The sequence below is a fragment of the Corallococcus llansteffanensis genome, assembly GCF_003612055.1.
Classification (GTDB): Bacteria; Myxococcota; Myxococcia; order Myxococcales; family Myxococcaceae; genus Corallococcus; species Corallococcus llansteffanensis.
On sequence record NZ_RAWB01000245.1, the window covers coordinates 1 to 14,263 of the forward strand.

Consider the following 14,263-nt stretch of genomic DNA (forward strand, 5'->3'; position numbering starts at 1 on the left):
CACGACATCGTCTTCCACGAGCGCGACGGCCAGGTGTGGGTGTTCCTGTCGGAGAAGAACCGCGTCACGCGCTCGCGCTGGACCGCGGGAGAGACGACGCGCGGCGAGGTGCAGATCGTGGTCTCCGGGCTGCCGGACGCCTCGCTGCCGGAGCTGCAGGGCGCCTACGGCCACGAGCTGAAGAACATCGCCGTGGACTCGCAGCACCGCGTGTACGTGGCCATCGCGTCCACCTGCAACGTGTGCCTGAGCGACACGACGAGCGACCCGCTGCGGGGCGCCATCTACCGGTGGAGCTGGGACGGCGGCTCACGGGAGCTGTTCGCCCGGGGCCTGCGCAACGCGGAGGGCCTCGCGTGGGTGCCGGGCACCGACACGCTGTGGGTGGCGGTCAACAACCGCGACAACGTGCCCTACCCGCTCAATGACGGCACGGGCCAGTACGGCAAGGTGGTTCCGGAGTACGTGGACAACCACCCGCCGGAGGCCCTCACCTCCGTGCGCGCCGGGGGGCACTACGGCTGGCCGTTCTGCAACTCCAACCCGGACTCCCCCAGCGGCCTGAAGCACATGCCCCTGGATCGCGACTACGACCTGAACCGGGACGGCTCCAAGGCGGACTGCGCGACCCTGGACAAGACGGACCAGGGCATCCAGGCCCACGCGGCGCCCCTGGGCCTGACGTTCTTCGACAACTTCGAGCTCACCCCGGCCTGGAAGCGCGGAGCGATGGTCGCCTACCACGGCTCGTGGAACCGCACGGAGCGGACCGGCTACAAGGTCACCGTCTTCCCGTGGGACCTGGCGACGAACCAGCCCACGGGCGAGGTGGACCTCGTCACCGGGTTCAAGAACCCGGACCTGAGCGTGTGGGGCCGGCCGGTGGACGTGGCCCTGGCCCCGAAGCGCGGCTTCTTCATCAGCGACGACTTCGCCGGGGCCATCTACCTCGTGGAGCCTGCCCGCCTGCCCTGAAGCGACGCGGCGGGACAACGCGAGGTCAGCGCGTCTCGCCGCGGCCCAGCCGGGCCACGTAGTCCGCGGGCAGCCCGGCGCTCGTCGCGCCGCGCACCAGCGCCTCCACGAAGCGCGGGCTCACCGGGCCGTCCATGGACGCGCGGCGGGGGTTGGTCACGAACGCGGTGGCCTCCACCTCCTGGCCGTCCACGCGCACGCGCACCGAGCGCTCCACGCACATGCTCGTCACCACGCCCTCCTTGTGCTGGACGATGGGCCAGTCCTTGCCGGCGATGCGGAAGAGCCGGCCGTACACCCGGGCGCCCGGCGCGTCGGTGAGGCCCGCCACCCGGCCGCCCCACCAGCGCGAGGGGAAGTCGTAGACGAGGTCCACGTCCAGCGCCTCGGCGAGCTGGCCCTCCGGCAGCTCGAAGAAGCCGTAGCTGTGCTGCCCCTTCCACTCGTCGAAGGCGGCCCGGTCCAGGATGGTGGAGTAGGCGAAGTAGAGCCGGGGCGCGTCCGCGTCCGCCTGCGCGCGCGCCTTCATCACCTGGTCGTAGTGCGAATCCATGCGTGTGTCCTCTCCTACCGCTCGCCCTTGCGGCCCAGCGCGCCGTCGCGGAACGCGCCCAGCACGCCCGCCACGTCCAGCCGCGAGGTCTTGATGAACAGGCGCAGCGCGCGCTCCACGTGCTCGGCCAGCGTGGCCATGCGCTCCAGCTTCCGCAGCCGCTCGGGGGGAACGCCGCCCACGGCCTCCGCCAGCCGGCGCGCTTCGGACAGGTCCGCCCGGATGCGGGTGACGAAGGCCGCCTCGCGCTCCTCCACCACGTGCGTCACCATCCGCACCAGGTCCGTCTCCGCCGCGTACCGCCACACGGTGTCCTGCGGCACGCGGACGCGCTGGATGACGCCCCAGCGCTCCAGGTCGCGCAGCAGCATGGAGACGCCGCCCTTCGACAGGTCCAGCTCGCGCTCGATCTCACCGGCCGTCAGCGGCTCGCCGCGCAGGTACAACAGGCCCCACACGCGGCCCTGGTTGCGCTTGAAGCCCCAGAACTCGATGACATTGCCCACCGCCTCCACGGCGATGGCTTCCCACGGGGCCAGCCGGCCGTTGTCCGGCGGCGCCACCGTGCTCTGGCTCCCGGGATCCCCCCCCGTCCACAGGTAGCCCTTCATGCAGCGCGTCCCTTCACCTGGTCCGCGATGCCTTCCGACAGCTTGCGCGCCCAGCCGGCCAGCTCCGCGCCCGCCGCGCCGTCCGTGAAGGGCCCCAGCTTGTCGAGCGCCGCTTCGATCTCCGCGTTCATCCGCGCCATGGACGCCTCCACCGCGCCGGTGGCCTCGATGGCGTTGCCAATCTCCCGCGTGCGCTCCGGGGTGATGACGGAGAACGCCCACGCATCCTTGAGCTTGCGGCGCAGCGACTCGTCGCGCGACACCGCCAGCAGGATGGGCATGGACGGCGTGCGCGAGTGCACGTCCGCGTACCGGGGCTTGCCCACGTCCGTGCCCAGGATGTCCCGGATGTCGTCGGCGATCTGGAACGCCACGCCCAGGTGCCGGCCGAACGCGTCGAAGCGCTCCACCGCCTCCGGCTGGTCCGCCAGCGTCGCGGCCGCCTTGCCGCACCAGCCGAACAGCGACCCCGTCTTGCCCTCGGCGATGTAGCGCAGCCGCGTCAGCGGCAGGTCCATGTCGCCGCGCGCCTCCACCTCCGCGATGGCCGCCCGGGTCATCTCCGAGACGACCGCCAGCCCGCTCTGCACCAGGCGCGCGTCCAGCAGCGACAGCTGGGAGAGCGCCGTGGACAGGATGAGGTCGCCGCTCATCACCGCGACGATGTTGCCCCAGCGCGCGTTCACCGTGGGGCGGCCCCGGCGGAACATGCCCGCGTCCACCACGTCGTCGTGCAGCAGGCTGGCCGAGTGGATCATCTCCGCCGCCACGCCCACATCCACCAGCCGAGACGCCGGAACCCCCACGGCCCCACCGAACAGCCGGACGAGCATGGGCCGCGCACGCTTGCCACCGGCGCCCAGGCACAGGTGCCGGGCCGCGTCCATCAGCGTGTCACCCTTCACGTCCGGCCCGACGTCCCCGTCCGCGAGCAGGGCGATCAACCGCTGCTCCACCTGCCCCAGAAACTCCGTCAGCTCGTGAGCGACATCCATGTACGCGGTCTCCTTCACTCGTTCATATAGTTCAAGACCGCGTGAACTGCACCTGAATCCCTCCTGCCCTCCGGGCGTGCGGACAGCGCATCGAAAGCCGGGAATAAGGTCGCTTGGGGGCCGGCCGTGCGCGGGGGCCACACCGGGGGTCCGGTTGAGGGGGAATGCGACGCCGTGCGACAGGAAGGAGGCCTTTCCTGACGCAAGGGTTCGCGTGTCCCCCGCTGCCTTCCGCCGCCACCTCGTCCAGAGCTTCGCCTCCCTCGCCACCGGCGTTCCCCTCTTCCGCCCGGGCGCCTCCCTGCCCGGTTCGTCCGCGCCGCTGCTGGGCGCGCCGCCGCCGCCTGACGGCCGCCGGGGCCCGCCCGTCCAGCGGGGCCTGCGCGGGTCGCTGAGCATGTCCATCGTGGAGGGGATGTTCGCGGAGGTGTTCACCGCGTGCGCGGGCGCCACGGTGCTCACGGCGTGGGCCATCGCGCTGAAGCTGGGGCCCTTCCTCGTGGGCGTGATGACGGCGCTGCCGTTCTTCGCCCAGTTCGTGCAGTTCCCCGCCGCGTGGCTCACCCTCTGCTTCGGCCACCGGCGCGTGGCGCTCACCGCGGTGTGCCTGTCACGGCTCGTGATGCTGCCGCTGGCGCTGCTGCCGTGGCTGGGGCTGTCGCTTGCCGGGCAGCAGCACCTGCTGCTCACCGTGGCCGGGCTGTCCGCGGTGCTGGGCGTGGTGGGCAACAACGCGTGGGTGGCGTGGATGGGGGAGCTGGTGCCGCGCGCCGTGCGGGGCCGCTTCTTCGGCAAGCGCACCGCGCTCACCACGCTGATGGGCACCGGCGCGTCGCTCTGCGCGGGCCTGCTGATGGACCGGCTGCGGAGGCTGGAAGGCGTGGGGCTGGCGCTGCCGCTCCTGGCGCTGGCGGCGTGCGCGATGGGCATCGTCACCACCCTGATGATGGCCGCGCAGCATGATCCCGCGCCCCCGGGCTCCTCCCCCCGGCTGGAGCTGAAGGCGGCGCTCTTGCCCTGGAAGGACGACGGCGCGCGGCGGGTACTGGTGTACCAGGTGGCGTGGAACGCGGCGGTGGGCGTGTCCGCGCCCTTCTTCGCGCTGCACTCGCTGCAGAACCTCAAGATGACCTTCGTCATCATGGCCCTGCACGCGGCGGCCGTGGCGGGCGTGCGCGTGCTGACGGCGTCCATGTGGGGACGCGCCATCGACAGGCTGGGCGCGCAGCCGGTGCTGATGGCGTGCTCGCTGGGGATCAGCGTCATCCCGCTGCTGTGGCTGCTGCCCACCGCGGGGACGCTGTGGCCGCTGCTCTTCGACGTGCTGCTGGCGGGCTCGCTCTGGAGCGGCCACGGCCTGGCCATCTTCGCGCTGCCCCTGACGGTGGCGCCGCGCAGGGGCCGGCCCTTCTACCTGGCGGCGTTCGCCACCGCGGGCGGGCTCGCGTACGCGGGGGCGGCGGCCCTGGGCGGGGCCCTGGCGGCACGGCTGCCCCAGCAGTTCATGCTGGGCGGCCACCTGTGGGCGAACCTGCATGTCCTCTTCGTCGTGTCGGCGGTGGCGCGCCTGGGCGCGGCCTTCCTCGCGGCCCGGGTAAACGAACCCGGCGCCGCCACCGCGCGCACCGTGGGACAGGTGCTGGAGCGGCTCCTGCCCCGCCCGCGCCCCGCGCTGCGCGAGGCCCGGGCCCCGGACCTCCGCCCCTGAGCGGGCGACGGGCCTACAGCCGGTAGTCCTTCACCATCCCGGCCACGCGCTCGGAGAGCATCTTCAGCGACACGGCGGACTCGCTGGTGGTGGAGATGCGCTTCACCGTGTCGCCCATCACCGCGTTGAGCTCGTTCACGGCGGTGAAGATCTGCTCGATGCCGGTCGCCTGCTGGTTGACCGTCTGGGAGATCTGCCGGGCGGACACCACGCTGTCGCGCACGATGGAGGACAGCTGGCGCAGCGTGTCTCCGGACGTGCGCACCTGCGCGAGCGCGGTCTCCATGCGCTGCGTGCCCGCCGCGGTGATCTCCACCGTGGCGAAGATGGCGGTGCTGATGTCCGCCAGGATGCCGCGCACCTGGTTGGTGGCGCGGATGGACTGGTCCGCGAGGCCGCGGATCTCCCGGGCCACCACCGCGAACCCCTTGCCGTGCTCCCCGGAGCGCGCCGCCTCGATGGCCGCGTTCACCGCGAGCAGGTGCGACTGGTCCGCCAGGTCCTTCACCGTCTCCGTGATGCCGGAGATCTGCTCGGTGCGCTCGCCCAGCGCCATGATGCGCTCGGCGATCTGCTCCACCTGCGAGCGCAGGTCCACCAGCCCGTCGATGCTGTCCGTGATGGCGCCCTCGCCCGTCTTGCCCAGGGCCTCCGCGCGCTCCGCCACGTCGATGACGGCCTCCGCGGCGCGCGACGCCACGACGGACGTCTGGCGGATCTCCTGCGCCGTCACCTGCGTCTCCTGCAGCGCGGCGGCGTGGCGCGACACCATCTCGTTCTGCCGGCCCGCGGAGTCGTTCAGGTGGTCCACCGACCCCTTGAGCATGTCCGACGACTGCTGGAGCTGCTGGAGCAGGTCCTTCACCTTGCTCACCATCAGCGTGAAGGCGCCCGCCAGCTGACCCACCTCGTCGGTGGACTCGATGCGGACCATCTCCCGCAGGTCGCCGTGCTCCGCGATGCGCTGCGCGGCCTCCGTGAGCTGCACGAGCGGCGTCGCGACCCGGCGCGCCAGCACGACGCCCGCCACCACGAACGCCAGCAGCGCCAGCAGCACCACCACGCTCACCCCCGTGGTGATGGCCTTCACCTGGGCGCGCGCCGCCGTGCGGTTGAGGCCCACGTGCACGCTGCCCGCGCCGTTCAACATCCGGGAGCTCAGGTCCAGGAGCTCCGCGTCGCGGACGTAGAACGTGGCGTCCCCCTGCGCCCGGCTCAGCCGGTCCCTCAGCTCGCGCATGGCCGGGCCGTACTCGCCCGCCACCGCGCGCAGCTGCCCCGAACTGTCGAAGACGGCCACGTAGGCCACCTTCCCGTTGCGGGTCACCGGGTCCAGCAGCGCCTGGAGCGAGTCCGTCTGGCCGCTCGCCATCACCCCCGACAGCGTGGAGGCGAGCGCCACCGGCAGCGCCACGCCCACCTCGCGCCCCTGGTCCTCGAAGGCGGACGACAGGCGCGGGATGAGGTACCCGAAGAACAGGACCGTGAAGAACAGCGCCACCAGGAGCGGCGCCAAGGAGAGCTTCTGGGACAGGGAAAGTCGCATCCGGGCGTCGGTGGCGGCCCCCTTCCACGCTGTCGCCAGCGCTCGGGGGCCACTCCAGAGGGAAATCTGGGAAACGAAGCCCCCCTGGACTATCCAGTGAGGTGCCGCATTGTGAACACCCCCGGCGAGCCCACGCAATGGGCCCGCGCAGGTTCCTGTGTGAAAGTCAGACACCGCGCCCTGGGTAAGAGGTCACCCCGGGGCGTGGGTCATCCCTTCCGGGGGGGTGGAGCTTCAGCCTGCCTGGCGCTTGGGGGGGGCGCTCTCGTCCCACTTCTCCATCAGCGTGTTGGACGGGAGGGTCTCGTCCAGCAGCTTGCGCGCGGACTCGGCGCCGGAGACGGGCAGTCCCTGGGGGTTCAGCAGGCCGAGCTGCACCAGCACCGTCGCCTGATCCCAGTAGATGTGCTCGTGGTAGAGCTTGTCGCCGCGGAAGTTCACGACGGCGACGAAGGGCACCTCCACGTACTTCCCGGTGGGCGGGATGCCCGGAAGCATCCAGTCCATCTCGATGTCGTGCGTGAAGCAGAAGATGAACTCATCCACGACGCGATCCGCACCCACGGTGCGCGACAGCGGGATCATCTTCGTGTCCTTGGGGTTCGCGTGGACGAAGTGGTTCGCGTAGAAGCGCCGGAGGTACTCCGCGCCCACACCTCCCGTCATCACCGGGACGCTGTTGACGTACGGATGCGCCACCATCGTGGCCATCGTCGCGTCGGCGTCCCGGGCGGCGAACTCCAGCTCCGTGTGCTTGTCCCACAGCGCGGCCAGATCGTAGCGGGGCCCCATCACCCGCCGCAGCAGCGCCATGGTGCGCGTGTGGGCCATCATCTGCGAAGGCCGGTGGTACGCCGGCGATCCCTCGCGGAAGAAGCCGTGACGCACTCCCGGGTAGACGTACAGCTCCACGTCGGGGGTGACGCGCGCGCGCACCCGGGCCACCGCGGACGGGGGCACGAAGCCGTCCCACTCCGCGAAGTTGAGCACCACGGGGGCCGCGTCCGGACGGGCCTCCGCGAGCACGTCCTCCATGCCCGGCGCGCAGTAGGCCACCGCGCAGTCCACCTGGGCGTGCACCGCGAGCTGCGCGGCCAGCGTGCCGCCCAGGCCGAAGCCCACCGCGCCCAGCTGCCTCTGGCCCTTGAGGCCCGTCACATCCGGCAGGGCCCGCGCGTACGCCACCACCGGCTTGAGGTCCACCTCCTCCGGCTCCCCCCGCGACGCGAGGTCCGGCACCACCACCACGTAGCCCTCCTCGGCGAAGAGCTGCGCCATGTGCCGCAGGTGGCTGTTCCCTTCGAAGGCCTCCACCATCAGCAACAGCAACGCCGGACCGCTGCCTGACTCGGGACGATGGACCCACGCCCGCATCGGGTCGCTTCCATCCACGGGAATCCACATCGAGTTGTCAGTCATTGTCGCGCACCCTCCCCATCGCGGACATAGCTCGCCCGGGCAAGTCGTCTCCCGGACGTCTGCAATTGTATCAGGAGAGACGGACGTCCGCTCAGTCCTTGAGAGGTTTTGATGTGGACGGATAGTTGTATGCCTTTGACTGAAGGAATCAGCCAGCACTGCAACGGACCGTCCCCCGTGACGCGGCGGGCCTTCGCCTCAGGCGATGAGTGACTCGGAGGGTGCGAGCTTCGCGCACGCGGAGAGGTGACGCGCGGAGCCCAACGCCTGACGCGGCAGGCAGAGGAAGAAGGTGGTGCCTGACTCGGGGGTGGACTCGACCCGGAGCGTGCCACCGTGGGCCTGCACGATGCTGTGCGCGATGTAGAGGCCCAGGCCCAGGCTCTCGCGGTTGTCGGTGTCGACACCGCGGCGGAAGGGCTGGAACAGCGTGTCGCGCAGGTGCGTGGGAATGGGGTCGCCGCCGTTGTGCACCTCCACGTGGACGGTGTCCGCGCCCTGCTCGGAGGTGCGGATGCGCACGGGGGAGTCCTTCGGGCTGTACTTGAGCGCGTTGTCCAGGAGGTTGGCCAGCACCTGCGCCAGCCGGTCCAGGTCCCACGTGCCCGGCAGGCTCTCGCGGGTGAACTCGCAGAGGACGGTGCGGTCCGGCTGCGCCGTGCGCAGCTCGTCCGCCACCTTGCAGCACAGCTCGTTCAGGTCGCCCGCGCCCGGCATCACCGGGATGCCTCCGCCCAGGCGGGCGCGCGTGAAGTCCAGGAGCTGATCCACGATGCGCTGGATGCGCACCCCGGCCCGGGACACCCGCTCGAAGGCCAGGCGCTGGCCGTCCGGCAGCACGTCTCGCGCGAGCTGCAGGCTCGCCGTGGTCAGGATGGCGGCCAGGGGCGAGCGGATGTCGTGTCCCACGATGCCCACGATCTGCTGCTCCAGCTCCGCCGCGCGCTGCAGCTCCCCCTCCACGCGCCGCCGCTCCGCCAGCTCCAGCGCCTGCTGCCGCAGCTGTTCGCCGCGCAGGTACAGCTCCACGAACACCGACACCTTCGCGCGCAGGATGTCCGGGTCCACCGGCTTGAGCAGGTAGTCCACCGCGCCGTATTCGTAGCCCCGGGTGACGTACGCCGCCTCGCGGGAAAGCGCGGTGACGAAGAGGATGGGCAGGTGCTTCGTGCGCTCGCGGGCGCGCACGAGCCGCGCCGTCTCCAGCCCGTCCAGCCCCGGCATCTGCACGTCCATCAGCACGCACGCGTACTCGTCCAGCAGCAGCGCCTTGAGCGCCTCGTCCCCGGAGGTCACCGACACCACGTGCTGACCGAGCGGCTCCAGGATGGCCTCCAATGCGAGCAGGTTCGCCGGCACGTCATCCACCAGGAGCACGCGCGCGCGGCGCGACCCGGGCACGAGGACATTCGCGGGGCGAAGGGAGGGCTCGTCGGACACGGCGGTGAGCACGGGTGTCCTGGGACCGGAAGGCATCACGATGGTCGTCACTCGGGCGTTGGGGTGGAGCAGCTCGGGTGGCAGGCAGGGGGGCTCGGCTGGGAGGTCCGCTGGGATGTCGAGCGCTCCGGTCCAACAGCCTCCCCTCTCCGCCTTGTTCCCTGCACCTGCACTTGAAAGACACAGCACCGGAGGAATTCGTGCTCAAAACTGTCAGGTTGCAATTCCTGTCAGGGACGTAAACTCTGAACACATGACGCCCCCGGTTCCTCGCACGCTCCTGCTCAGCCCCTCCGATCTGCGCGCCATCGTGGACGGCGTGGGACTTCACGCCTTGATGGACGAGCTCATCCAGACGCTGACGACGGCGCTGCGGGAGCTGGATGCCTCCGTCACGCAGGTGCACAAGCGGGAAGGCTTCCCGCTGGTGAACGAGGCCCGCCCCACGGGAGCGCTCGAATGGATGCCCGTCCTGCGGCGGGGCGAGAGCATGACGATGAAGGTGGTGGGCTATTCCCCCGCCAACCCCGCGGAAGGGGGGCTGCCCACCGTCATCGCGACCAACAGCGTCTACGACGCGCGCACGGGCCACCTGGTGGCGCTGATGGACGGCGTGTTCGCCACCGCGCTGCGCACCGGGGCCGCGTCGGCGGTGGCCAGCCGGTGTCTCGCGGCGCCGGACAGCCGGGTGCTGGGGCTGGTGGGCTGCGGGGCGCAGGCCGTCACGCAGCTGCATGCGCTCAGCCGCGTGTTCCGGCTGGAGCAGGTGCTGGTGCACGACGTGAACCCGGAAGCGGCGCGCTCGTTCGTGCGGCGCGTGGCGTTCCTGGGGCTGGACGTGCGGCCCACGCTGCTGTCGGACCTGGAGGCGCGGGCGGACATCCTCTGCACGGCGACGACGGTGGCCGTGGGCGCGGGGCCCGTCATCTCCGGCCACGCGCTCCAGCCGCACGCGCACGTCAACGCGGTGGGCTCCGACCTGCCGGGCAAGACGGAGCTGCCGCTGGCCCTCCTGCGCCGCAGCCTCGTGTGCCCGGACTTCCCCAGCCAGGCGCGCCAGGAGGGCGAGTGCCAGCAGCTGCACCCGGATCAGATCGGCCCCGACCTGGCCACCGTCGTGCAGCAGCCGGAGGAGTTCCAGGGCTGGCGCCTGCGCAACACGGTGTTCGACTCCACCGGCCACGCGCTGGAGGATCAGGTCATCACGCGGCTGTTGCTCGAGCACGCGCGGCGCATGCAGCTGGGCACCTATGTGTCGGTGGAGGGGCTGGGCGGGGATCCGCTCGACCCGTACGCGCTGATGCGGGGTGAGGCGCCCGGACGCACCGAAACGCCGCGCCGCGCCGTCGGCGCCTGACGTCCGCCGGACAACCCTCCGGGGGACAATCGTCCCCCTCCCGGCATCCGGCCGCGCGTGGGCTCCGTAGAGTCCCACACGCATGCGCCCGTCCTTCCTGCCGTCTCGCGGAGTCTCACGCGCCACGCTCGGGTTGACCCTGGCGGTGTCGCTGGCCCTTGGCGGCTGTGGCCAGACGCCCGCGGCGGAGCGCGTGCCCTTCACCCCCGCCACCGATGACGCGGTGCTCGCCCAGGTGCCGGCGACCGCGACGGATGCGAAGGCCCGCGAGCGCGCGGCGCTCCGGAGGGCCCTCGGCGCCCGCGCGGATCAACTGGACCTCGCGCTGCGGCTGGCGCGGCTGGACATCGAGGAGGGCCGGGCCTCCGGGGACCCGCGCTACCTGGGCCACGCGCAGGCGGCGCTCGCGCCCTGGTGGGACGCGGCCACCCCGCCTCCGGGCGTGCGCCTGCTGCGCGCCACCATCCTCCAGGGCCGCCATGAGTTCCCCGCCGCCCTGGCGGACCTGGACGCCCTGATCCGCGAGTCCCCCGAGGACGCGCAGGCGTGGCTCACGCGCGCCGTGGTGCTGGGCGTGCGCGGCGAGCACGCGGAGGCGACGAGGAGCTGCGCGGCGCTCGCGCCCCTGGCGGGGTCGCTGGCCGGGGCCGTGTGCCAGGCCCAGGTGAAGAGCCTCGCGGGCCGCTCCCGGGACGCCGTCGCGCTGCTCTCCGCCGCGATGGCCCGGGGTGCCCACGGGGGGGATGAAGAGGCGTGGGCGCTGTCCACGCTCGCCGAGGCCGCCGCGCGCGCGGGAGACACCGGGCGCGCCACGAAGCTCTACGCCCGCGTGCTGGCGATGGATCCGGACGACGCCTACACCCGCGCCGCCTACGCGGACCTGCTGCTGGACCTGGGCCGTCCGCGCGACGTCATCGCGCTGGTGAAGGACCACGGCCAGGACGACAACCAGCTCCTGCGCCGGGTGCTCGCGGAGGTGGCCCTGGGCTCGCCGGAGGCACCCGCGCTCGTCGCGGAGCTGGCCTCGCGTTACGCGGCCAGCCACCTGCGCGGCGACGCCCTGCACGCGCGCGAGGAGGCCCGCTTCGCGCTCCACGTCGAGAAGGATGCCGGGAAGGCGCTGAAGCTGGCCCAGGCGAACTGGGAGGTGCAGCACGAGCCGTGGGACGCGCGCATCCTGCTGGAGGCCGCGCTCGCGCACCGCGCCCCCGACGCCGCCGCCCCCGTGCTGCGCTTCCTGGAAGCGAGCGGCGCGGACGACCCCGGCCCGCTGGCGCTCGCCGAGCGCGTGCGAAAGGCATCCCGATGAAGGCCGTCGCCCTCGCGCTGCTGCTCTTCCCGCTGGCCGCGCTCGCCCACAAGCCGAGCGACAGCTACCTGCACCTGGACCGCTCCGGCACCGGCTTCACCGGCCGCTGGGATGTGGCCCTGCGCGACCTGGAGGAGGTGCTGGTCCTGGACGCGGACGGGAACGGCGCCATCACCTGGGGCGAGGTGCGCGCGCGGCAGGCGGACGTCGCGGGCTACGCGCTCGCCCGGCTGAAGCTGTCCTCCGACGGCGCGGCCTGCCCCCTGACCTCCGCCGCCGCGTTGCGCGTGGTGCGCCACTCCGACGGGGCCTATGCCGTCGTGGACTTCACCGCGGCGTGCGCGGCCGTGCCCCGCACGCTCGACGTGGACTACGCGCTGCTCTTCGACCGCGACCCGCAGCACCGGGGCATCGTGCGGGTGGGCAGCGACGGCGCCGGTGAGCCCCTGGTCCTCTCCGCCACGCGCCACACCGCCCGCGTGTCGCTGGAGGGACTGTCCCCGTGGCGGCGCTTCGGGCAGATGGTGCACTCCGGCATCGAGCACATCTGGGCGGGCGTGGATCACCTGCTCTTCCTGCTCGCGCTGCTCTTGCCGTCCGTGCTCCAGCGCGACCGGGAGACGGGCCGCCTGGTGCCGGTGGCGGACTTCGGCGCGGCGGTGCGGGACGTGGTGAAGGTGGTGTCCGCCTTCACGCTGGCGCACTCACTGACGCTGAGCGCCGCGGCGCTGGGCTGGGTGTCGCTGCCGTCGCGGTGGGTGGAGTCCGCCATCGCGGCCAGCGTCATCGTCGCCGCGCTCAACAACGTCTTCCCGTGGATGGACCGCACCCGCTGGCTCGCGGCGTTCGCGCTGGGGCTCCTGCATGGCTTTGGCTTCGCGTCGGTGCTGGCGGATCTGGAGCTGCCCGCGGGCAGCCTCGCGGTGACGCTGTTCGGCTTCAACGTGGGCGTGGAGCTGGGACAGCTCGCGTGCGTGGCCGTGTTCCTGCCCGTGGCGTACCTGCTGCGCGCCACGCCCGTCTACCGCCGCGCGCTGCTCGTGGGCGGCTCCATGGTGATCGCCCTCGTGGCGTGTGCGTGGTTCGCGGAGCGCGCGTTCGGCGTGGGCGTGTCCTTCATCTGACGGGCCCACACGGCCCCGCGGGGCCGTGTTTCGTTGTCAGGAGAAATCCGGGCAATTCGGAAACACGTAAGGCTTTCGCCTGGAGATATGTCCTGTCTTCACACGACACCCCGGGCATTTCCGCACTCAGAAACCACCGAAGCAGGAGGAAGAGATGAGAGCCAGAAAGCTCGCGGCGGTCCTCACCGTCGCGACCACGCTGGGCGCCTCGGGCGCCATTGCGTCGAGCCACCGCGAAGCACCCTTCATCACGAAGTCACCCAAGGTCGACTCGACCGACTTCTACATGTTCCGCAGCTATGAGGCGACTCGCGCGGACTTCGTGACGCTGATCGCCAACTACATCCCCTTCCAGGAGGCGTACGGCGGTCCGAACTTCTTCACGCTGGATCCGGAAGCGCTGTACGAGATCCACATCGACAACGACGGGAACGGGCAGGAGGACCTCACCTTCCAGTTCCGCTTCACCAACACGCTGGCCAACGCCAACGCCGGCGCGGCGCTGACCATTGGCACCGGCGCGCAGGCGAAGACGGTCCCCGTGCCGCTCTTCAACGTGGGTCCCATCACCACGGCGAACCAGGCCAACCTGAACGTGCAGGAGTCCTTCACGCTCAAGGTGGTCCGCGGCAACCGCCGCACCGGCGTCGCCAAGGACGTGACCAACGCGGCGGGCGGCTCCGCCACGTTCCGCAAGCCCACGGACTACATCGGCACGAAGTCGCTGGGCCTGCCGGCCGTGTACGAGGCCTATGCGCGCGAGCACATCTACAATGTGAACATCCCGGACTGCCCCACGCCGGGCCGGGTGTTCGTCGGTCAGCGCAAGGAGTCCTTCGCGGTCAACCTGGGGCCGATCTTCGACCTGGTGAACGCGGACGGCACCTTCATCACCACCGCGGCCAACCGCAACGCGGTGAAGAACCCGCTGGCGGGGAACAACATCACCACGCTGGCCCTGGAAGTCCCCATCGCCTGCCTCAAGGCCGGCACCCAGGACGTCATCGGTGGCTGGACGTCCGCGAGCGTGCGCCAGGCGCGCGCCATCAACCCGTCGCCCACGTTCGCGAAGCCCTCGCGTGACGGTGGCGCGTGGCAGCAGGTCAGCCGCCTGGGCATGCCGCTCGTCAACGAGGTCGTCATCGGCCTGCCGGACAAGGACAAGTTCAACGCCAGCGAGCCCAAGGACGACGCGCAGTTCGCCACCTACGTGACGAACCCCACCC

At 71.6% G+C, this 14,263-nt stretch carries 12 protein-coding genes; 6 read left to right on the forward strand and 6 right to left on the reverse strand.

Annotated elements, in window-relative coordinates; translation table 11 throughout:
• On the forward strand, positions 1–975 hold a 975-nt coding region (locus tag D7V93_RS45085; protein WP_120645343.1), incomplete at its 5' end, for a PQQ-dependent sugar dehydrogenase.
• Between the two features lie 25 nt (positions 976–1,000).
• Here the strand turns inward: D7V93_RS45085 and D7V93_RS22345 are convergent.
• From D7V93_RS22345 to D7V93_RS22355, 3 genes are read right to left on the reverse strand one after another with little or no spacing between them, the layout of a single operon-like run.
• Positions 1,001–1,528 carry a gamma-glutamylcyclotransferase family protein gene (locus tag D7V93_RS22345; RefSeq protein WP_120645344.1) on the reverse strand — a complete coding sequence of 176 codons (528 nt, stop codon included), beginning with the start codon at positions 1,526–1,528 and terminating at the stop codon, positions 1,001–1,003.
• Between the two features lie 14 nt (positions 1,529–1,542).
• Entirely contained in the window at positions 1,543–2,139 is a 597-nt protein-coding gene (locus tag D7V93_RS22350; protein ID WP_120645345.1) for a GbsR/MarR family transcriptional regulator, read from the reverse strand.
• Positions 2,136–3,134 (reverse strand): polyprenyl synthetase family protein, encoded by a 999-nt coding sequence (locus D7V93_RS22355; protein WP_120645353.1) that lies wholly within the window; start codon positions 3,132–3,134, stop codon positions 2,136–2,138. The genes D7V93_RS22350 and D7V93_RS22355 overlap by 4 nt, the downstream gene beginning before the upstream one ends.
• Before the next feature lie 214 nt (positions 3,135–3,348).
• Here D7V93_RS22355 and D7V93_RS22360 point away from each other — a divergent pair, with 214 nt between their 5' ends.
• Positions 3,349–4,842, forward strand: a complete 1,494-nt coding sequence (locus D7V93_RS22360) for an MFS transporter (RefSeq protein ID WP_120645346.1) — start codon at positions 3,349–3,351, stop codon at positions 4,840–4,842.
• Between the two features lie 13 nt (positions 4,843–4,855).
• Here D7V93_RS22360 and D7V93_RS22365 read toward each other — a convergent pair whose 3' ends face one another.
• The 3 genes from D7V93_RS22365 to D7V93_RS22375 all read right to left on the reverse strand — a co-directional run bounded on the left by D7V93_RS22365 (position 4,856) and on the right by D7V93_RS22375 (position 9,283).
• Positions 4,856–6,358, reverse strand: a complete 1,503-nt coding sequence (locus D7V93_RS22365; RefSeq protein WP_244237436.1) for a methyl-accepting chemotaxis protein — start codon at positions 6,356–6,358, stop codon at positions 4,856–4,858.
• 264 nt (positions 6,359–6,622) lie between these two features.
• On the reverse strand, positions 6,623–7,807 hold the full coding sequence (locus D7V93_RS22370) for an alpha/beta fold hydrolase (RefSeq protein ID WP_120645348.1): 1,185 nt from the start codon (positions 7,805–7,807) through the stop codon (positions 6,623–6,625).
• Positions 7,808–8,005: 198 nt separating this feature from the next.
• Entirely contained in the window at positions 8,006–9,283 is a 1,278-nt protein-coding gene (locus D7V93_RS22375; protein WP_120645349.1) for a hybrid sensor histidine kinase/response regulator, read from the reverse strand.
• Between the two features lie 217 nt (positions 9,284–9,500).
• On the opposite strand from D7V93_RS22375, the gene D7V93_RS22380 reads away from it, so the two are divergent.
• The 4 genes from D7V93_RS22380 to D7V93_RS22395 form a co-directional block, all read left to right on the forward strand.
• A complete protein-coding gene (locus tag D7V93_RS22380; protein WP_120645350.1) occupies positions 9,501–10,604 on the forward strand; it encodes an ornithine cyclodeaminase family protein in 1,104 nt (367 codons plus the stop codon).
• Positions 10,605–10,686: 82 nt separating this feature from the next.
• On the forward strand, positions 10,687–11,913 hold the full coding sequence (locus tag D7V93_RS22385; protein WP_120645351.1) for a tetratricopeptide repeat protein: 1,227 nt from the start codon (positions 10,687–10,689) through the stop codon (positions 11,911–11,913).
• A complete protein-coding gene (locus tag D7V93_RS22390) occupies positions 11,910–13,037 on the forward strand; it encodes a HupE/UreJ family protein (protein ID WP_120645352.1) in 1,128 nt (375 codons plus the stop codon). The genes D7V93_RS22385 and D7V93_RS22390 overlap by 4 nt, the downstream gene beginning before the upstream one ends.
• A 154-nt stretch (positions 13,038–13,191) precedes the next feature.
• On the forward strand, positions 13,192–14,263 hold a 1,072-nt coding region (locus tag D7V93_RS22395), incomplete at its 3' end, for a DUF4331 domain-containing protein (RefSeq protein ID WP_147451273.1).